The 14,878-nt window shown below is 64.8% G+C and carries 19 protein-coding genes; 18 read left to right on the forward strand and 1 reads right to left on the reverse strand.

The window, feature by feature from the left end; genetic code table 11:
* Positions 1 to 148: 148 nt before the first annotated feature.
* From ACPPVV_RS06825 to hisIE, 17 genes are all read left to right on the forward strand, one after another.
* A complete protein-coding gene (locus tag ACPPVV_RS06825) occupies positions 149 to 583 on the forward strand; it encodes a DUF4399 domain-containing protein (RefSeq protein WP_426702709.1) in 435 nt (144 codons plus the stop codon).
* 39 nt (positions 584 to 622) lie between these two features.
* On the forward strand, positions 623 to 958 hold the full coding sequence (locus tag ACPPVV_RS06830; protein WP_426702710.1) for a hypothetical protein: 336 nt from the start codon (positions 623 to 625) through the stop codon (positions 956 to 958).
* Positions 959 to 1,018: 60 nt separating this feature from the next.
* Complete coding sequence (gene gltX, locus ACPPVV_RS06835) at positions 1,019 to 2,419, forward strand: glutamate--tRNA ligase (RefSeq protein ID WP_426702711.1); 1,401 nt, start codon at positions 1,019 to 1,021, stop codon at positions 2,417 to 2,419.
* Between the two features lie 34 nt (positions 2,420 to 2,453).
* On the forward strand, positions 2,454 to 2,732 hold the full coding sequence (locus tag ACPPVV_RS06840; RefSeq protein WP_426702712.1) for a hypothetical protein: 279 nt from the start codon (positions 2,454 to 2,456) through the stop codon (positions 2,730 to 2,732).
* Positions 2,733 to 2,786: 54 nt separating this feature from the next.
* Positions 2,787 to 3,272 (forward strand): transcriptional repressor, encoded by a 486-nt coding sequence (locus ACPPVV_RS06845; RefSeq protein WP_426702713.1) that lies wholly within the window; start codon positions 2,787 to 2,789, stop codon positions 3,270 to 3,272.
* Between the two features lie 97 nt (positions 3,273 to 3,369).
* Entirely contained in the window at positions 3,370 to 3,798 is a 429-nt protein-coding gene (locus ACPPVV_RS06850; RefSeq protein ID WP_426702714.1) for a MerC domain-containing protein, read from the forward strand.
* Positions 3,799 to 3,868: 70 nt separating this feature from the next.
* Positions 3,869 to 4,813: a cation diffusion facilitator family transporter gene (locus tag ACPPVV_RS06855; RefSeq protein WP_426702715.1), complete on the forward strand. Its 945-nt coding sequence runs from the start codon at positions 3,869 to 3,871 to the stop codon at positions 4,811 to 4,813.
* Positions 4,814 to 4,879: 66 nt separating this feature from the next.
* Positions 4,880 to 5,041: a 30S ribosomal protein THX gene (locus ACPPVV_RS06860; RefSeq protein ID WP_015447337.1), complete on the forward strand. Its 162-nt coding sequence runs from the start codon at positions 4,880 to 4,882 to the stop codon at positions 5,039 to 5,041.
* Positions 5,042 to 5,215: 174 nt separating this feature from the next.
* Positions 5,216 to 5,551, forward strand: a complete 336-nt coding sequence (locus tag ACPPVV_RS06865) for a YerC/YecD family TrpR-related protein (protein WP_426702716.1) — start codon at positions 5,216 to 5,218, stop codon at positions 5,549 to 5,551.
* Entirely contained in the window at positions 5,548 to 6,441 is an 894-nt protein-coding gene (gene hisG, locus ACPPVV_RS06870; RefSeq protein WP_426702717.1) for an ATP phosphoribosyltransferase, read from the forward strand. Before ACPPVV_RS06865 ends, hisG begins: the two co-directional genes overlap by 4 nt.
* A 13-nt stretch (positions 6,442 to 6,454) precedes the next feature.
* Entirely contained in the window at positions 6,455 to 7,762 is a 1,308-nt protein-coding gene (hisD, locus tag ACPPVV_RS06875) for a histidinol dehydrogenase (protein ID WP_426702718.1), read from the forward strand.
* A complete protein-coding gene (gene hisC, locus ACPPVV_RS06880; protein WP_426702719.1) occupies positions 7,759 to 8,826 on the forward strand; it encodes a histidinol-phosphate transaminase in 1,068 nt (355 codons plus the stop codon). Before hisD ends, hisC begins: the two co-directional genes overlap by 4 nt.
* A 151-nt stretch (positions 8,827 to 8,977) precedes the next feature.
* Positions 8,978 to 10,042, forward strand: coding sequence for a bifunctional histidinol-phosphatase/imidazoleglycerol-phosphate dehydratase HisB (gene hisB, locus ACPPVV_RS06885; RefSeq protein ID WP_426702720.1), 1,065 nt, complete (start codon positions 8,978 to 8,980; stop codon positions 10,040 to 10,042).
* Positions 10,043 to 10,169: 127 nt separating this feature from the next.
* Positions 10,170 to 10,760 carry an imidazole glycerol phosphate synthase subunit HisH gene (hisH, locus tag ACPPVV_RS06890; RefSeq protein WP_426702721.1) on the forward strand — a complete coding sequence of 197 codons (591 nt, stop codon included), beginning with the start codon at positions 10,170 to 10,172 and terminating at the stop codon, positions 10,758 to 10,760.
* Positions 10,757 to 11,485, forward strand: coding sequence for a 1-(5-phosphoribosyl)-5-[(5-phosphoribosylamino)methylideneamino]imidazole-4-carboxamide isomerase (gene hisA / locus ACPPVV_RS06895; protein ID WP_426702722.1), 729 nt, complete (start codon positions 10,757 to 10,759; stop codon positions 11,483 to 11,485). The genes hisH and hisA overlap by 4 nt, the downstream gene beginning before the upstream one ends.
* A gap of 184 nt (positions 11,486 to 11,669) precedes the next feature.
* Positions 11,670 to 12,440 (forward strand): imidazole glycerol phosphate synthase subunit HisF, encoded by a 771-nt coding sequence (gene hisF, locus ACPPVV_RS06900; protein ID WP_426702723.1) that lies wholly within the window; start codon positions 11,670 to 11,672, stop codon positions 12,438 to 12,440.
* A 19-nt stretch (positions 12,441 to 12,459) separates the two neighbouring features.
* Complete coding sequence (gene hisIE / locus ACPPVV_RS06905) at positions 12,460 to 13,089, forward strand: bifunctional phosphoribosyl-AMP cyclohydrolase/phosphoribosyl-ATP diphosphatase HisIE (protein WP_426702724.1); 630 nt, start codon at positions 12,460 to 12,462, stop codon at positions 13,087 to 13,089.
* Between the two features lie 69 nt (positions 13,090 to 13,158).
* Here hisIE and ACPPVV_RS06910 read toward each other — a convergent pair whose 3' ends face one another.
* A complete protein-coding gene (locus tag ACPPVV_RS06910; RefSeq protein WP_426702725.1) occupies positions 13,159 to 13,863 on the reverse strand; it encodes an FMN-dependent NADH-azoreductase in 705 nt (234 codons plus the stop codon).
* Positions 13,864 to 13,982: 119 nt separating this feature from the next.
* Between ACPPVV_RS06910 and ACPPVV_RS06915 the strand changes: the two genes are divergently transcribed.
* Complete coding sequence (locus tag ACPPVV_RS06915; RefSeq protein WP_426702726.1) at positions 13,983 to 14,852, forward strand: LysR substrate-binding domain-containing protein; 870 nt, start codon at positions 13,983 to 13,985, stop codon at positions 14,850 to 14,852.
* Positions 14,853 to 14,878: the final 26 nt, after the last annotated feature.

Raw genomic sequence — 14,878 nt, forward strand, 5'->3', positions numbered from 1 at the left:
GGCTTGACCCAGCTTGGCGATATTGCGTTGCGTCGCCATGGCGAGTGCATGACGCCATGGTGACGGCGCCCGCAGCTGCGTGCGGTTCCTTTGGCGATGACACTGCGCTTACACTGGCCGTCACTGTCACCAAGGCTGGAGATCGACGATGAAACGCATCCTGCTTGCACTTGCCCTCACCGCACTGACCGGTACCGCGATGGCTGTCGATGCACCCGGTTTGCCGCTCACCAAGGCCCCCAGCGGCGCCGACGTCTACATCATCTCGCCCAGCGACGGCGCCACGGTCGGTCGTGATGTCACCGTGCGCTTTGGCCTCAAGGGCATGGGCGTGGCGCCGGCGGGTGTGACCAAGGAGCACACCGGTCATCACCACCTGCTGGTGGACGTGAAGGACCTGCCTGCCGCTGGCCAGCCGATTCCCAACGACGCCAACCACATCCATTTCGGTGGTGGCCAGACCCAGACCACGCTGAAACTGACGCCCGGCACGCACACTTTGCAACTGGAACTTGGCGACCGGAACCATGTGCCGTTCGACCCGGCGCTGGTGTCGAAGAAAATCACCATCCATGTGAAGTAGATAGATTGCGATCCGCCGGGTCCTTCCGGGAGGAATGTCATGATGAAGCTGCGGATTCTTGCGTTTGCCTTGTCCATGTCGCTGGCCACGACGGGGTCTGCCTTATCCTTGCAGCAGGAGCAGCAGGACCCCGGTGCCGGTGTTTCCGCCATTCCTTCGGCTAGTCCTCACCATCCGCTGTTCACCGTCAAATACGTCTTGGTGAGTGCGCAGCCGGACACGAAGGAGGGGCCCAGGATCAATTTCGGCGATGACCGGGCGGCGATCCATGCCGTGCCATTGGGAGGGCCGTGGCAAGCAACGCTATTAGGTAGCGGGTTCGGCGAGCCCAATACGTATGTGTGCAGCGGTTGGGAATGCAAGGATGCTCGCTGAATACATGGTTGGGGAAGTGTTCGGCTAAAATACGGAGTCTGACGCCTTCCGAAGATTCCGATGACCGTACGCACCCGCTTCGCTCCCAGTCCCACCGGTTTCCTGCACATCGGTGGGGCGCGCACCGCGCTGTATTGCTGGCTGGAATCGCGTCGTCGCGGCGGTGAATTCATCCTGCGCATCGAGGACACCGACCGCGAGCGTTCCACCGAGGCGGCGGTGCAGGCGATCCTCGACGCCATGCATTGGCTGGGTCTGGATGCCGACGAAGGTCCGTTCTTCCAGACCCATCGGCTGGAGCGGTACAAACAGGTCGCCGACGAACTGGTCGCCGCCGGCAAGGCTTACTACGCCTACGAGAGCAAGGCGGAAATCGAGGCCATGCGCGAAGTGGCGATGGCCAATGGCGAGAAGCCGCGATATAACGGCTACTATCGCGACCGCAACGAGCCCTGCCGCGACGACCCGAACCGGGTGATCCGCTTCCGCAATCCCGGTGAAGGTTCGGTGGTGTTCGACGACAAGGTGAAGGGCCGCATCGAATGGGCCAACAGCGAGCTGGACGATCTGGTGATCTTCCGCTCCGATGGCTGGCCGACCTACAACTTCGCCGTGGTGGTCGACGACATCGACATGGGCATCACCGAGGTGATCCGCGGTGACGACCACGTCAACAACACGCCGCGGCAGATCAACATCTATCTTGCGCTGGGCGCGAAGGTGCCGGAGTTTGCGCACCTGCCGATGATCCTGGACAAGGAGGGCAAGAAGCTGTCCAAGCGCACCAACTCGGTCAGCGTGATGGATTACCGCGCCGACGGCTTCCTGCCGCATGCGATCCTGAATTACCTGGTGCGGCTGGGCTGGTCGCACGGCGACCAGGAGATCTTCTCGCGCGAGGAAATGATCGCGCTGTTCGATATCGCCGACGTCAACAAGGCCGCCTCACGCTTCGATACCGAGAAACTGGCCTGGCTCAACCAGCATTATCTGAAGACCGACGAGCCGCAGTCGTTCGCTGCCGAGTTCGCATGGCTTCTCGAGCGTGCCGGCATCGACGCCTCGCACGGTCCGGCGCCGGTCGACGTCATCGTGGCGCTGCGCGACCGCGTGCACACGCTGAAGGAAATGGTCGAGCGCGCGAAGATCTGGTACGGCCCGATCGCCGAGTGGGACGACAAGGCCGTCGCCAAGCATCTGAAGAACGACAGCGCGCCGGCCGTGCTCGAGGCGGCGAAATCGCTGTTGACCGAATGTGAATGGAAACCCGGGCCGATCCACCTGGTGATCGAGCAGGTCGCCGCCAGGCTGGAACTGGGCATGGGCAAGATCGCCCAGCCGCTGCGGGTGGCGATGACCGGCACCCAGGTTTCGCCGTCGATCGAGCACACCATCTACCTGACTGGTCGCGACGAAGCGCTCAGGCGGGTCGACGCCGCGATCACGCTGGCGCGAAGCTGATCTCCGCGCCATGTCGCTGACGCGCTGAACCGACATGGATGAACTGCTGGCCAAGGCTACCCACGGCGTCGACATGGACGCCCCGGGCGCGTTCTTCCACGTGTTCTTCAACCTGTTGAATATGGTGCCGTGGGCAGCCATGTTCTGGTGGAACCTGCTGTTTGTCGCGGTTGGCGCCTTGCTTGGCTGGTGGCGCGGGCGATTGCTGGAAGGCATCGCCTGGGCCTGGGTGCTGGGGCCGTTCGGCTGGATCGTGGTCTTGTTCAGGCCGCAGCCGAAGCCTGCGAAGGAGCCGCCGCCGTTGCCGCGCTGATACACGCCATTGACGCGCAAGTGCCCAGTGTATGATCCGTCACGGAGAAGACGCTTGAACCAAGATGCCACCCACAACCCGCATGCGCACCATCCGCATCATCACGATGCGAAGGGTTTCGTGCGCGCGGTGGAGCATGCCAGCGAGGAGCGCGGCCTGCGCCTGACCCCGTTGCGCAAGGAAGTGCTGGAGCTGATCGCGGCGGCGGACAAGCCGGTCAAGGCTTACGATCTGCTCGACCAGTTGCGTGAGAAGCACGGCAACGCCGCGCCGCCCACGGTCTATCGGGCGCTCGATTTCCTGCTGGAAAATGGCTTCATCCACAAACTGGAATCGATCAATGCCTTCGTCTCCTGCCATCACCCGGCCGAGGCGCACCAAGTACCGTTCCTGATCTGCGATACCTGCTCCAGCGCGGAGGAAGTCTGCGACGAGCGGGTGGCCGAACTGATCGAGGCACAGGCCAGGGCGCTGGGTTTCCGGCCGCAGGCGCAGACACTGGAAGTCCACGGCACCTGCAAGAATTGCCGCAAGGGCTGACGGCCACATCCCGGGTATGGCGCCGCTTAATGTTATAATGTAACATTAAGCCGACCGGGCACAGAGCCGCCACGTTTGGCGGCGCCGGAACAGGTCGATGGATTCCGAGCAGGCAAACAAATCACGCTGGTGGCAGGTAGCCGATCGCATCGGTGCGACGGCGTCGTTCTTGTGCGCGATCCACTGCGCGTTGTTGCCGTTCGTGCTGGCAGTGTTGCCGCTGGTGGGTCTGGAATTTCTGGCCGATCACCGTTTCGAGCGCGGTTTCGTCCTGTTCGCCTGTGCGCTGGCCCTGATCGCCCTGATCCGCGGCTTTCGTCGCCACCAGCAACCGTTGCCGTTGCTGCTGGCGATCCCGGGGCTGGCCCTGCTGTTGCTCGGGGTCACCTATGCCGAAGGCTATTCGATTGTCCTGCACAGCGTGCTGGTGACCTGTGGCGGCCTGTTGCTGGCCTCCGCGCATTTCGTCAACCTTCGACGGGACAGGCATCACGGTCATGTGCACGGGCCGGAGTGCGCGCATTGACACTGCACATCGATCCCGTGTTTTTCGCTGGTGATTGTGTAACGGCGGCGGCCGTTTCTAGCATGCGCGCATGAGCAAGCCACATACCCATCAAACCGGGCATTCGCACGTGCACGAGCATGCCGGTTCGGGCGACGGGCGCAGCCGCAAATTGCTGTTCGCGCTGGTACTGACCTTTGCGATGATGATTGTCGAGGTGGTCGGCGGGCTGTGGTCCGGTTCGCTCGCCCTGCTGGCCGACGCCGGTCACATGATGGTTGACGCACTGGCCTTGCTGCTGGCGGTGGTCGGCGCATCGATGGCGACCAGGCCGGCCGATGCACGGCGCAGCTATGGCTACGGCCGCATGGAGGTGCTGGTCGGTTTCGTCAACGCGTTGAGTCAGTTCGTGCTGGTCGGCTGGATCATCTATGAGGCCGTCCTGCGACTGTTGCATCCGGGCGAGATCCTGTCCGGGGTGATGCTGGTGGTGGCGATCGTCGGCTTGCTGGTGAACGCGCTGGTGCTGCGCACCCTGCACGGACATGCGCATGACGACGTCAATCTGGCCGGCGCCAGCCTGCACGTGCTGGGAGACTTGCTCGGTTCGCTGGCGGCCGTGCTGGCGGCGCTGGCGATCCGCTGGTTCGGCTGGCTCTGGGCCGATCCGGCGCTTTCCCTGCTGGTGTCCCTGCTGATCCTTGGCAGTGCCTGGCGGTTGTTGCGACTGTCGGCGCACATCCTGCTGGAGGGCGTGCCCGATGGCCTGGACAGTGCGGAAGTGATGGCTTCGTTGCGCGATGCCGACGCCTCGATCCGGGATATTCATCATGTGCATGTCTGGCAGTTGGCATCGGGATCGCGCATGGCGACCCTGCACGCCGAGTTGAATGAGCCCGCTGACAGCGTACGAGCCCTGCGGGCGATCAAGCGGGTGCTGCTGGAGCGCTTCGATATCCAGCACGTGACCGTGCAGATCGATCACGATGGCTGCCTGGACCAGGTTCGGGACTGTGTCGGCCACGGCCATCCCTGACTATGCCGCCTTGCCCCCGCGCTGCTATCATGTCAGACCGTTCATCCAACGAATCAAGGAGTTCCCATGGGTAAGGGCGATCGCAAGACCCGTCGCGGCAAGACCTATCGCGGCAGCTATGGCAATACCCGTGCGCACGGCGTGCTGCCGGCCGTGGTGGGCGCCAAGCCGACCGTGACCAAGCCGGCCGCTGCCAAGAAGGCCGCGCCGAAGAAGAAGTCGGCCTGAGTCGACTCCAGCCCGCATCCGGCTGACAAGACCCCCGCCCCGGCGGGGGTTTTTGTTTCCGGGGTTCGGGAATGGCGAGAAACGGGACTGCCGCGAAATGGCATCCCGCGCAGATTTGCCGCACCGCCGCACGATGTGTATGATTGATCCATCGTGTTAATGCGTTAATACATTATGAAGCGTCGATCGCTTGATCCCGAAACACCTGTCGAGTCCGCCGAGCAGAGCCTGTGCGAGGCGCTGCTGTCACTGAAGAACGTCGAGGAGATGGGCGCGTTCCTGGGCGACCTGTGCACGCCGGCCGAACTCGAGGTGCTGGTGGACCGCTGGCGGGTGGTGCCATTCCTGCTGGAAGGCGTGTCGTATCGGGAAATCCATGAGCGCACAGCGGTGAGCATCACCACGATCGGGCGGGTCGCGCGCTATCTCAACCAAGGCAATGGCGGTTATCTGGCGGCGGCTGCACGTGCCGCGCGGCGGCACACGCAGGCTGCAAGGAAGAAGGCATGAAGCCGCGCGATCGCCTGCGCATCGCCATGCAGAAGTCCGGCCGGTTGACCGAGCCGGCACTGGATCTGCTGACCCGCTGCGGCCTCACTTTCCGGCAAAGTCGCGACAAGCTGTTCTGCTTCGGCGAGGGGGAGCCGGTCGACCTGCTGCTGGTGCGCGACGACGACATCCCCGGCCTGATCGCGCAGGGTGTGTGCGACCTCGGCATCGTCGGCCGCAACGTGCTGGGCGAGTTTCAGCTTACCGCCGGCCTCGATGCCGCTCCGCTCAGCGAATTGCGTCCGCTCGGCTTCGGTCGCTGCCGCCTGTCCATCGCGGTGCCGCAGGAGCTGGAGTACGACGAACCGAAACAGCTGGAAGGCTGCCGCATCGCCACCTCGTATCCCGGCCTGCTCGGCGAGTGGCTGCGCGCGCAGGGTGTGAAGGCCGGCGTGGTGACTCTGGCCGGTTCGGTCGAGATTGCGCCGAAACTGGGCACCGCCGATGCCATCTGCGATCTGGTGCAGAGCGGCGGCACGCTGGTGGCGAACCAGTTGCGCGAAACCGATGTGCTGCTGCAAAGCGAGGCGGTGCTGGCTGGTCCGCTGACCCTGCCGGTGGATGAACGCGGCGACATGCTGGAGCTGCTGCTGAAGCGACTCGACGGCGTGATCCAGGTGCGCGAGTCGCGCCTGTTGCTGCTGCAGACTTCGCGCCACACGCTGGAAGCCGTGACCCGGCTGTTGCCGGGCGGCCCGCAGCCGACCCTGCTGCCGGTGGCCGGTCAGCCGGACCAGCTGATGTTGCAGGCGTTGTGCGCAGGCGAGGTGAGCTGGCGACAACTGGAAGAAATCAAGAAAGCCGGTGCGCGCGAAATGTTCGTGCTGCCGGTGGAGAAAATGTTGGCATGAAGAGCTCGCTTGCATGAGACGCCTCGACTGGAATGCACTGGATGAAACGGCCCGGCGCGCGGCACTGGCGCGGCCGGCGCAATCACGAGCAGATGAATTGCGCCGTGGCGTTCAGCAGATCGTCGCAGCCGTGCGCGAACATGGCGACACCGCGTTGCGCGAACTCAGTGCAACATACGACCGCTGCACGCTCGATGCGATCGAGGTGACCGAGGCCGAGTTCGAGGTCGCCGAGGCGACGCTCGATTCCAAACTCAAGGCAGCGATTCGAGAAGCCGCTGCGCGCATCGAGCTGTTCCATCGCGCCACCGCGCCGCAGGCCATTGCCATCGATACCGCGCCCGGCGTGCGGGTGGAACGCATGCTGCGCCCCATCAGTCGGGTCGGCCTGTATGTGCCGGCCGGTAGCGCGCCGTTGCCTTCGACCGCCTTGATGCTCGGCGTGCCGGCGCGGATCGCCGGTTGTCGCGAGGTGGTGCTGTGCTCGCCTGCGCGCGCCGATGGCCGTTGTGACGAGGCGGTGTTGTACGCCGCACGTTTCACCAGCGTGCACAAAGTGTTCAAGCTGGGCGGTGCGCAGGCGATCGCCGCGATGGCTTATGGAACCGAAACCGTGCCCGCTTGCGACAAACTGTTTGGTCCCGGCAACGCGTGGGTTACCGAGGCAAAGCTGCAGGTGTCGTCCGACCCGGACGGCGCCGCGATCGACATGCCGGCCGGGCCGTCGGAGGTGCTGGTGATTGCCGACGCCGATGCCAACCCCGTGTTCGTCGCCGCCGATTTGCTGTCGCAGGCCGAGCATGGCCCCGATTCGCAAGTGATCTTGTTGAGCCCGTCGGCCGCGCTGCTGGATCAGGCGGCCATCGAAGTCGAACGGCAATGCGCCGAATTACCGCGCGGTGCCATCGCCAGCCAGGCGTTGGCACAGAGCCGGCTGATCGCGGTCGACTCGCTGGCGCAGGCGGTGGAAGTAAGCAACCGCTACGCGCCCGAACACCTGATCCTGCAGGTGGCCGCGCCACGCGCCTTGCTCGACGGCATCGACAGCGCCGGCTCGATTTTCCTCGGCCAGTGGACGCCCGAATCGGTGGGCGACTATTGCAGCGGCAGCAATCACGTGTTGCCGACCTACGGTTACGCGCGCAGTTACAGCGGAGTGTCGGTGGCCAGTTACCAGAAGCAGATCACCGTGCAGGAAGTCAGTGCGGACGGCCTTCGCCACATCGGCCCTTGCACGGCGACGCTGGCGGCGGCCGAGCAGCTGGAGGCGCATCGCCGCGCGGTGACCTTGCGTCTGGATGCACTGGAGGCACAGTCATGAGCGTGCTCGACCTGGCCCGGCCGGAAATTCGCGCGATGCAGCCGTATTCCTCCGCACGGATGGAGGCCAGCGGCGGGCAGGTATTTCTCAACGCGAACGAATCCGCATGGACACCCGTGGGTGACGACGGCCTCGGCTGCAACCGTTATCCCGAACCGCAACCGGCCGCACTGGTTGCGGCGCTGGCAACGCTGTATCGCGTCCGCCCCGAGCAACTGCTGATCGGTCGCGGTAGCGACGAGGCGATCGACCTGCTGGTGCGCGCGTTTTGCCGCGCCGGTCGCGACGCGATCCTGATCCAACCGCCGACCTTCGGCATGTACGCGGTCTGCGCGCGGGTGCAGGATGCCGCCCTCGTCGAGGTGCCACTGGCGGCCGATGCCACGCTGGACGTGGACGCCGTGCTTGCCGCCGTGACCCCGGGAGTGAAGCTGGTTTTCATCTGCACCCCGAACAATCCCACCGGTCAGTTGGTGCCACGTTCCGCGGTCGAGCGACTGGCACAGGCACTGGCCGGCCATGCCCTGCTGGTGGTGGACGAAGCCTATGTGGAATTTGCCGACGAAGGCAGCGTGGCCGACCTGCTCGACCGTTACGACAACCTCGCCGTGCTGCGTACGCTGTCCAAGGCCTGGGCACTTGCCGGCGCGCGCATCGGCAGCTTGCTGGCGAACGCCGAGGTGATCGCTCTGTTGCGCCGGATCATGGCGCCATATCCGTTGCCGCTGCCATGCGTGGATGCGGCACTGCTGGCCTTGTCCGGCTGGGGACAGGCAAATGCGCGTGGACGTATCGCCATCGTGCGCAAACAACGCGCGCGGATGCAGGCCGCGCTGCGCCAGTTGCCCGGCGTGCGCGACGTGCTGCCTTCGCACGCGAACTTCCTGGCCGTCCGCTTCACCGACGCCGGCGCGGCCTACCAGCGGTTGTTCGCCGCCGGCATCGTGGTGCGCGATATCCGTCGCTACCCGAACCTCGGCGATGCGCTGCGCATCACCGTCGGCACGCCTGCGGAGAACACACGTGTGCTGACCGCCCTGCGGGAGGTCGTGACATGCGCCTGAGTCTGCGGCGAAGAAAGGTCATCAGGCCGGCATCGCCATCCTCATGCAAAAGCGACCCCTGCGTGCGAAAGCCCGGCTGCGTGTTGGCGCCGGTTTTCGGGCGCAAGCTACGTTCCTATCTGGTCAGGACAGCTGCAGCGGGGAGATCCCGATGAGTCGCAGGATCCTCTTCGTCGATCGCGACGGTTGCCTGATCGAGGAGCCGTCGGATCAGCAGATCGACAGCTACGGCAAGCTGGTCCTGCTGCCGGGCGTGATCGCCGCGTTGCAGCGCTTCGTGGCGGGCGGCTACGAACTGGTGATGGTGACCAACCAGGACGGCCTCGGTACCGACAGCTTTCCGGAAGCGGATTTCACCGGCCCGCACGAATTGCTGCTCGGTATCCTGGCGTCGCAGGGCATCCGTTTTCGCGAAGTACTGATCGACCGCAGCTTCCCGCACGAGGGCAGGGACACCCGCAAGCCCGGCATCGGCATGCTGCGTCACTATCTCGCCGACGACAGCTGGAGCCGGGCGGGATCGGCGATGGTTGGCGATCGGGAAACCGACCTGCAGTTTGCCGCGAATCTGGGTGTGCGTGGCTGCCGCGTCGGACCGCTTGGCACGAGTTGGGAAGCGCTGGCGCACGAATTGCTCGACGCGCCGCGCACGGCCACCGTGGTCCGCAACACGAAGGAAACCCGCATCACGGTCAGTGTCGACCTGGATCGGGTGGCCGAGCCGTCGGCACATACCGGGCTTGGCTTTTTCGATCACATGCTGGAACAGATCGGCAAGCATGGCGGTTTCGCGCTGGAGCTGAGCTGCGATGGCGATACCCATATCGACGAGCATCACACCATCGAGGACTGCGCGTTGGCGTTGGGCCAGGCGCTGAAACAGGCACTCGGCGACAAGCGCGGCATCGGCCGCTATGGCTTTACCCTGCCGATGGACGAGTCGCAGGCCAGCGCGGCACTGGATCTCTCCGGTCGCCCGTACTTCGTGTTCGAAGGCAGCTTTCCGCGCGAGCGCGTGGGAGAAGTGCCGACCGAGCTGGTGCCGCATTTCTTCCGCTCGCTGTGCGAGACGTTGGGCGCGAACCTGCACCTGACCGTGCAGGGCGACAACGCGCATCATATGGTCGAGGCCTGTTTCAAAGTTGTCGCGCGCACGTTGCGCCAGGCGATTCGCCGCGAAGGTAGCGAACTTCCCAGTACCAAGGGATCGCTGTAATGCCTGCCGCCTCCGTCATTCCTCTGCCCGTAGGAGCCCGCTTGCGGGCGATGCCTTTTCACTCGGACAACGGTAGAGCATCGTCCGCAAGCGAGCTCCTACGAGTCTTCCGCCGTGCGAGGTCGGCATGAGCGTCGTGCTGGTCGACGCCGGCGGCACCAATATCGGCTCGGTGCGCTATGCCTTGCAGCGGCTTGGCGTGGATGCCGCACTGACTTCCGATGCCGCCACGATCGGTGCCGCCGACAAGGTGATCCTGCCCGGCGTGGGCGCGGCCGGCCCGGGCATGGCACGGCTGCATGAGCTCGGTCTGGTCGAGCTTCTGCGTTCGTTGCGCCAGCCGGTGCTGGGCGTCTGCCTGGGCATGCAGCTGCTGTGCGCACATTCGGAGGAGGGCGATACCGAATGTCTCGGCCTGATTCCTGCATCGGTGCGCCGTTTCACCGAGGCGCCCGGTTTGCGCATACCGCACATGGGCTGGAACAGCGTGGTCGCGCAGCGGGAACATCCGTTGCTAACCGGGCTGCGTGATGACGGGCAGGCCTACTTCGTGCACAGCTACGCGGTACCTCCGGGCGACTGGACGCTGGCCAGCAGCAACTACGGTGGATCGTTCTCCGCGGTGATCGCCCGCGACAACTACTACGGCATGCAATTCCATCCCGAGCGTTCGGCCGCCATCGGCGCGAAGCTCCTCAAGAATTTTCTCGCGCTATGAGCTTCGACGTCATTCCAGCGATCGACCTGCGCAACGGACAGGTCGTGCGCCTGAAGCAGGGCGACTACGCACAGCAAACTACCTATGCCGCCGATCCGTGCGAGCTGGCCCGACGTTACGCCGACGCCGGCGCACGCTGGCTGCACCTGGTCGACCTCGACGGTGCGCGCTCGGGCCAGCTCGACAGCCTGGCGGTGATCCGGTCGATCGCTGCCGATGGCATGGCGATCCAGGCCGGCGGCGGCGTGCGCGAGGAGGCCGACCTGCAACGCCTGTTCGACGCCGGCGTGCAGCGCGTCGTGCTGGGTAGCGTGGCGATCCGCGACCCCGACCGCGTCGCGAGCTGGCTGGCAAAGTACGGCGCCGAACGCCTGACCCTCGCGCTCGACACTCGTCGCATCGATGGTCGCTGGAGTCTGCCCAGCGCCGGCTGGACCGAGACCGAGGCGCGCACGCTGGACGAACTGGCACCGTGGTACGCCGCTCATGGTGCGCGTCATCTGCTATGTACGGATATCGATCGTGACGGCATGCTCGCCGGTTTCAACCTGGACCTTTATCGCCATCTTGCCGATACCGTTCCGCAACTGGCCGTGCAGGCCTCCGGCGGCGTGCGTTCGCTGGAAGATATCCGCGCGGCACGAGAGGCTGGTGCGCGAGGCGTGATCCTCGGTCGCGCACTGCTGGAAGGGCGCTTCACCGTGCAGGAGGCCCTGAACGCATGAACGTCCCCGCACGCTTGGATGTTCTGGTGCTCCCCCTGCGTGGCCCAAAGGGACTTCCTTCGGTCGCAGGAGGAGGTTGGCGATCGAAGGGAAGTCCTTTAGGTGAGCGGGTCAAGCTTTCGACATCAACATCAGAAGCGACCCCACCTCAACCCTCCCCTGCAAGCAGGAGAGGGAGCAAGTCATGTTGAGCCGCCGCATCATTCCCTGCCTCGACGTGCGCGACGGCCGGGTGGTCAAGGGTGTGCGCTTTCGCGACCACGTAGTGATGGGCGAAATCGTCGAGCTTGCGTTGCGCTATCGCGACGAAGGCGCCGACGAGCTGGTGTTCTACGACATCACCGCCAGCCCCGAAGGACGCAGCGTGGATCGCGACTGGGTCGAACGCGTAGCCCGCGTGATCGATATTCCGTTCTGCGTCGCCGGCGGCATCCGCTCGGTCGACGAGGCACGCGCTGTGCTGCATGCCGGCGCCGACAAGATCTCGGTGAACTCGCCAGCGCTGGAACGCCCCGCGCTGATCGACGAACTGGCGGCCGCGTTCGGCGTGCAGTGCGTAGTAGTTGGCATCGATTCGCTGCGCGACGCCGACGGCGAATGGCGCGTACGCCAGTACAGCGGCGATCCCACGAAAACCCAGGCATTGCCACGCCGCACGCTGGACTGGATGGTCGAAGCGCAGCAGCGTGGTGCCGGCGAGGTCGTACTCAACTGCATGGGCAGTGATGGTGTGCGCACGGGCTACGATCTCGAACAACTTTCGGCCGCGCGGACCATCTGCCACGTGCCGCTGATCGCCTCGGGCGGCGCGGGTGCGGCCGAACATTTCCGCGACGCCTTCATCGACGCCGACGTGGACGGTGCACTGGCCGCCAGCGTATTCCACTCCGGCGCGATCGCGATCCCCGCACTCAAGCACTATCTGCACAAGCACGGCGTTCCAGTACGTCTGTAAGCCACGAGGAATGACAGCGATGAGCGACAACACCGATACCAGCCGCCTCGACTGGGCCAAGGGCGACGGCCTGTTGCCCGCCGTCGTGCAGCACTGGCTGAGCGGCGAAGTGCTGATGCTTGGTTACATGAACGCCGAGGCGCTGGCTGAAACGCAGCGCAGCGGCCACGTCACCTTCCACAGCCGCAGCAAGCAACGCCTGTGGACCAAGGGTGAAAGCTCCGGTCACGTGCTCGTCCTGAAATCTGTCCGCATCGACTGCGACGCCGATACGCTCCTCATCCAGGCCGACCCACATGGCCCCACCTGCCACACCGGCACTTCCAGCTGCTTCGGCGACAGTGCCGATGTGCGCCCGCCGATTGGCTTCCTCGCCGAGCTCGACGCCCTGGTCGCGTTACGCCATGCCGAGCGACCCGAAGACAGCTACACCACTAAATTATTTGAGGGCGGCATTCGCCGCATCGCGCAGAAAGTGGGCGAGGAAGGTGTCGAGACGGCGCTGGCCGCAGTGGCGCAAGGGGATGCGGAATTGCTGGGGGAAGCAGCCGATCTTGTTTTTCACCTCACCGTGGCGCTGCGGGCGCGGGGATTGTCGTTGGCAAATGTGGTGGGGGTGCTGGCTGATCGTCATCGTGGTGGGCGGTGACTGCGGCGGGTATGGGTTGAGCGTCGACTTTCGACGGCGGAAGCGGGCGCAGGAGTTTCTCGCCCAGCCCTATATTTGGGACAACGCCGCTTTGCACGACGCCATCTCGACCACGAGTTGATCCACCAGGGCATCCACCTCGGCCTCGGCAGCGGTGACGGACGCATGCAGCCGCCCGTCGTTGAACTCGTCGTACTCGATCGCGACACGATCGACTCGGTCGATGCCGATGTAACGCAGCGGTACTGTCACGCCGGCCTCGACATGGTTGGACGCGCCGAGGCGCTCTCCCGGCTCGTACCCATAGTCGCCACGAGAACTCAGCAGGACCATGCGTTTGCCTTGCCCAGCAAGCAGCGGCCAGTAGGGTTCGCCGGTCCGGCTGCGGTCGAAGCCGAAGGTGCGGCCGACGCGGACGATGTTGTCGATCCAGGCCTTGAGCGTCGACGGCATGCCAAAGTTGTACATGGGCACGCCGATCACGATGAGGTCGGCGTCAATCAGCTCATCGACCAGGTGATCGCTTTGCGAGAGAACCTGGTCCATCCACGGTTCCCGTTGCACGGGCGAGGTGAAGGCGGCATGCACCCATGCGCTGCTCACCGGCGTCGGCGGTTGTGCAGCCACGTCGCGGTACATGACCGCATCCTGCGGCCTCCGCGCTTGCCAGCGCCGCACGAAACGCGTCGACAGGCGGCGTGTATGCGAACCATGCACCTGCTCATCGGAATGACCGGAGCGGGCACTGGAATCGATATGAAGTAACCTGAGCATGATTCACCTGTAAATTGATGGCGCTCAAGCATCAATCAGGAGTTCACTGCCGTAAAATGATCATTTCACATTCATTAAGTGAACCAAATTCAGCCATGGGGGCGCGCCAACTACCGCCTTTGACCGCCTTGCGCGCGTTCGAGGCCGCGGCGCGGCACCTCAGCTTCAAGCGCGCCGCCGCGGAGCTGTCACTGACCGCGACCGCCATCAGTCATCAGGTCCGTCAGCTGGAGGACCGGCTCGGTGTGCAGCTGTTCGTGCGTGGTACCCGGCGGGTGGACCTCACGCCGGCAGGCCTTAGCCTGTTCCCTGTGCTTCGCGAAAGTTTCGACGCCATGGCGCGCGCCGTGCAGGCGGTTCGGCCTGATGCGATGCCGCGCACGCTGGTGTTGAGCACGACCATGGCATTCGCCTCGCGCTGGTTGCTGCCGCGTCTCGCGCGTCTGGCGACTTCGCGACCGGATATCGTCCTGCACCTCCATACCAGCGACGAACCCGTCGACTTGCACAGCGGCGCCGCGCAGTTGGCCATCCGTTACGGACCAGGAAATTACCATGGGTTGAACCACGCCCCTCTGTTGCCCTCCCGCTTCGCACCAGTGTGCGCGCCTGGTCTCCGCGTCCGCAGCCTGGAGGATCTGGAGCGCGTGCCGCTGATCGGTTTCGAATGGTTCCGCCGCGATTCAACGACGCCGGACTGGCCGCTATGGTTCGAGCGCGCTCGGCACGCGGCGGTACCGCGGCAGCTTCAGTTCTCCGATGAAGTCCACGCCATCCAGGCTGCCATCGCCGGCCAGGGCGTTGCCTTGGTCAACCTGACGCTCGCGGCGGAGGAGTTGAGCGCCGGATTGCTGTGCCAACCCTTCGGCCCCGAGCTCTCGGGTCACTCTTTCCATCTCGTGTGGCCGGAGGCGAGCGATGTGGATCCTGCGCTTGTCGAGGTGCGGAACTGGTTGCTGGATGAAGCGGCGAGTGGCATGCCGCCATGATGGCAAGGCAAGCCCAAGGCGTTGCG

The sequence above is a fragment of the Rhodanobacter sp. Col0626 genome (genome assembly GCF_049994385.1).
In the GTDB taxonomy this organism is placed as follows: Bacteria; Pseudomonadota; Gammaproteobacteria; order Xanthomonadales; family Rhodanobacteraceae; genus Rhodanobacter.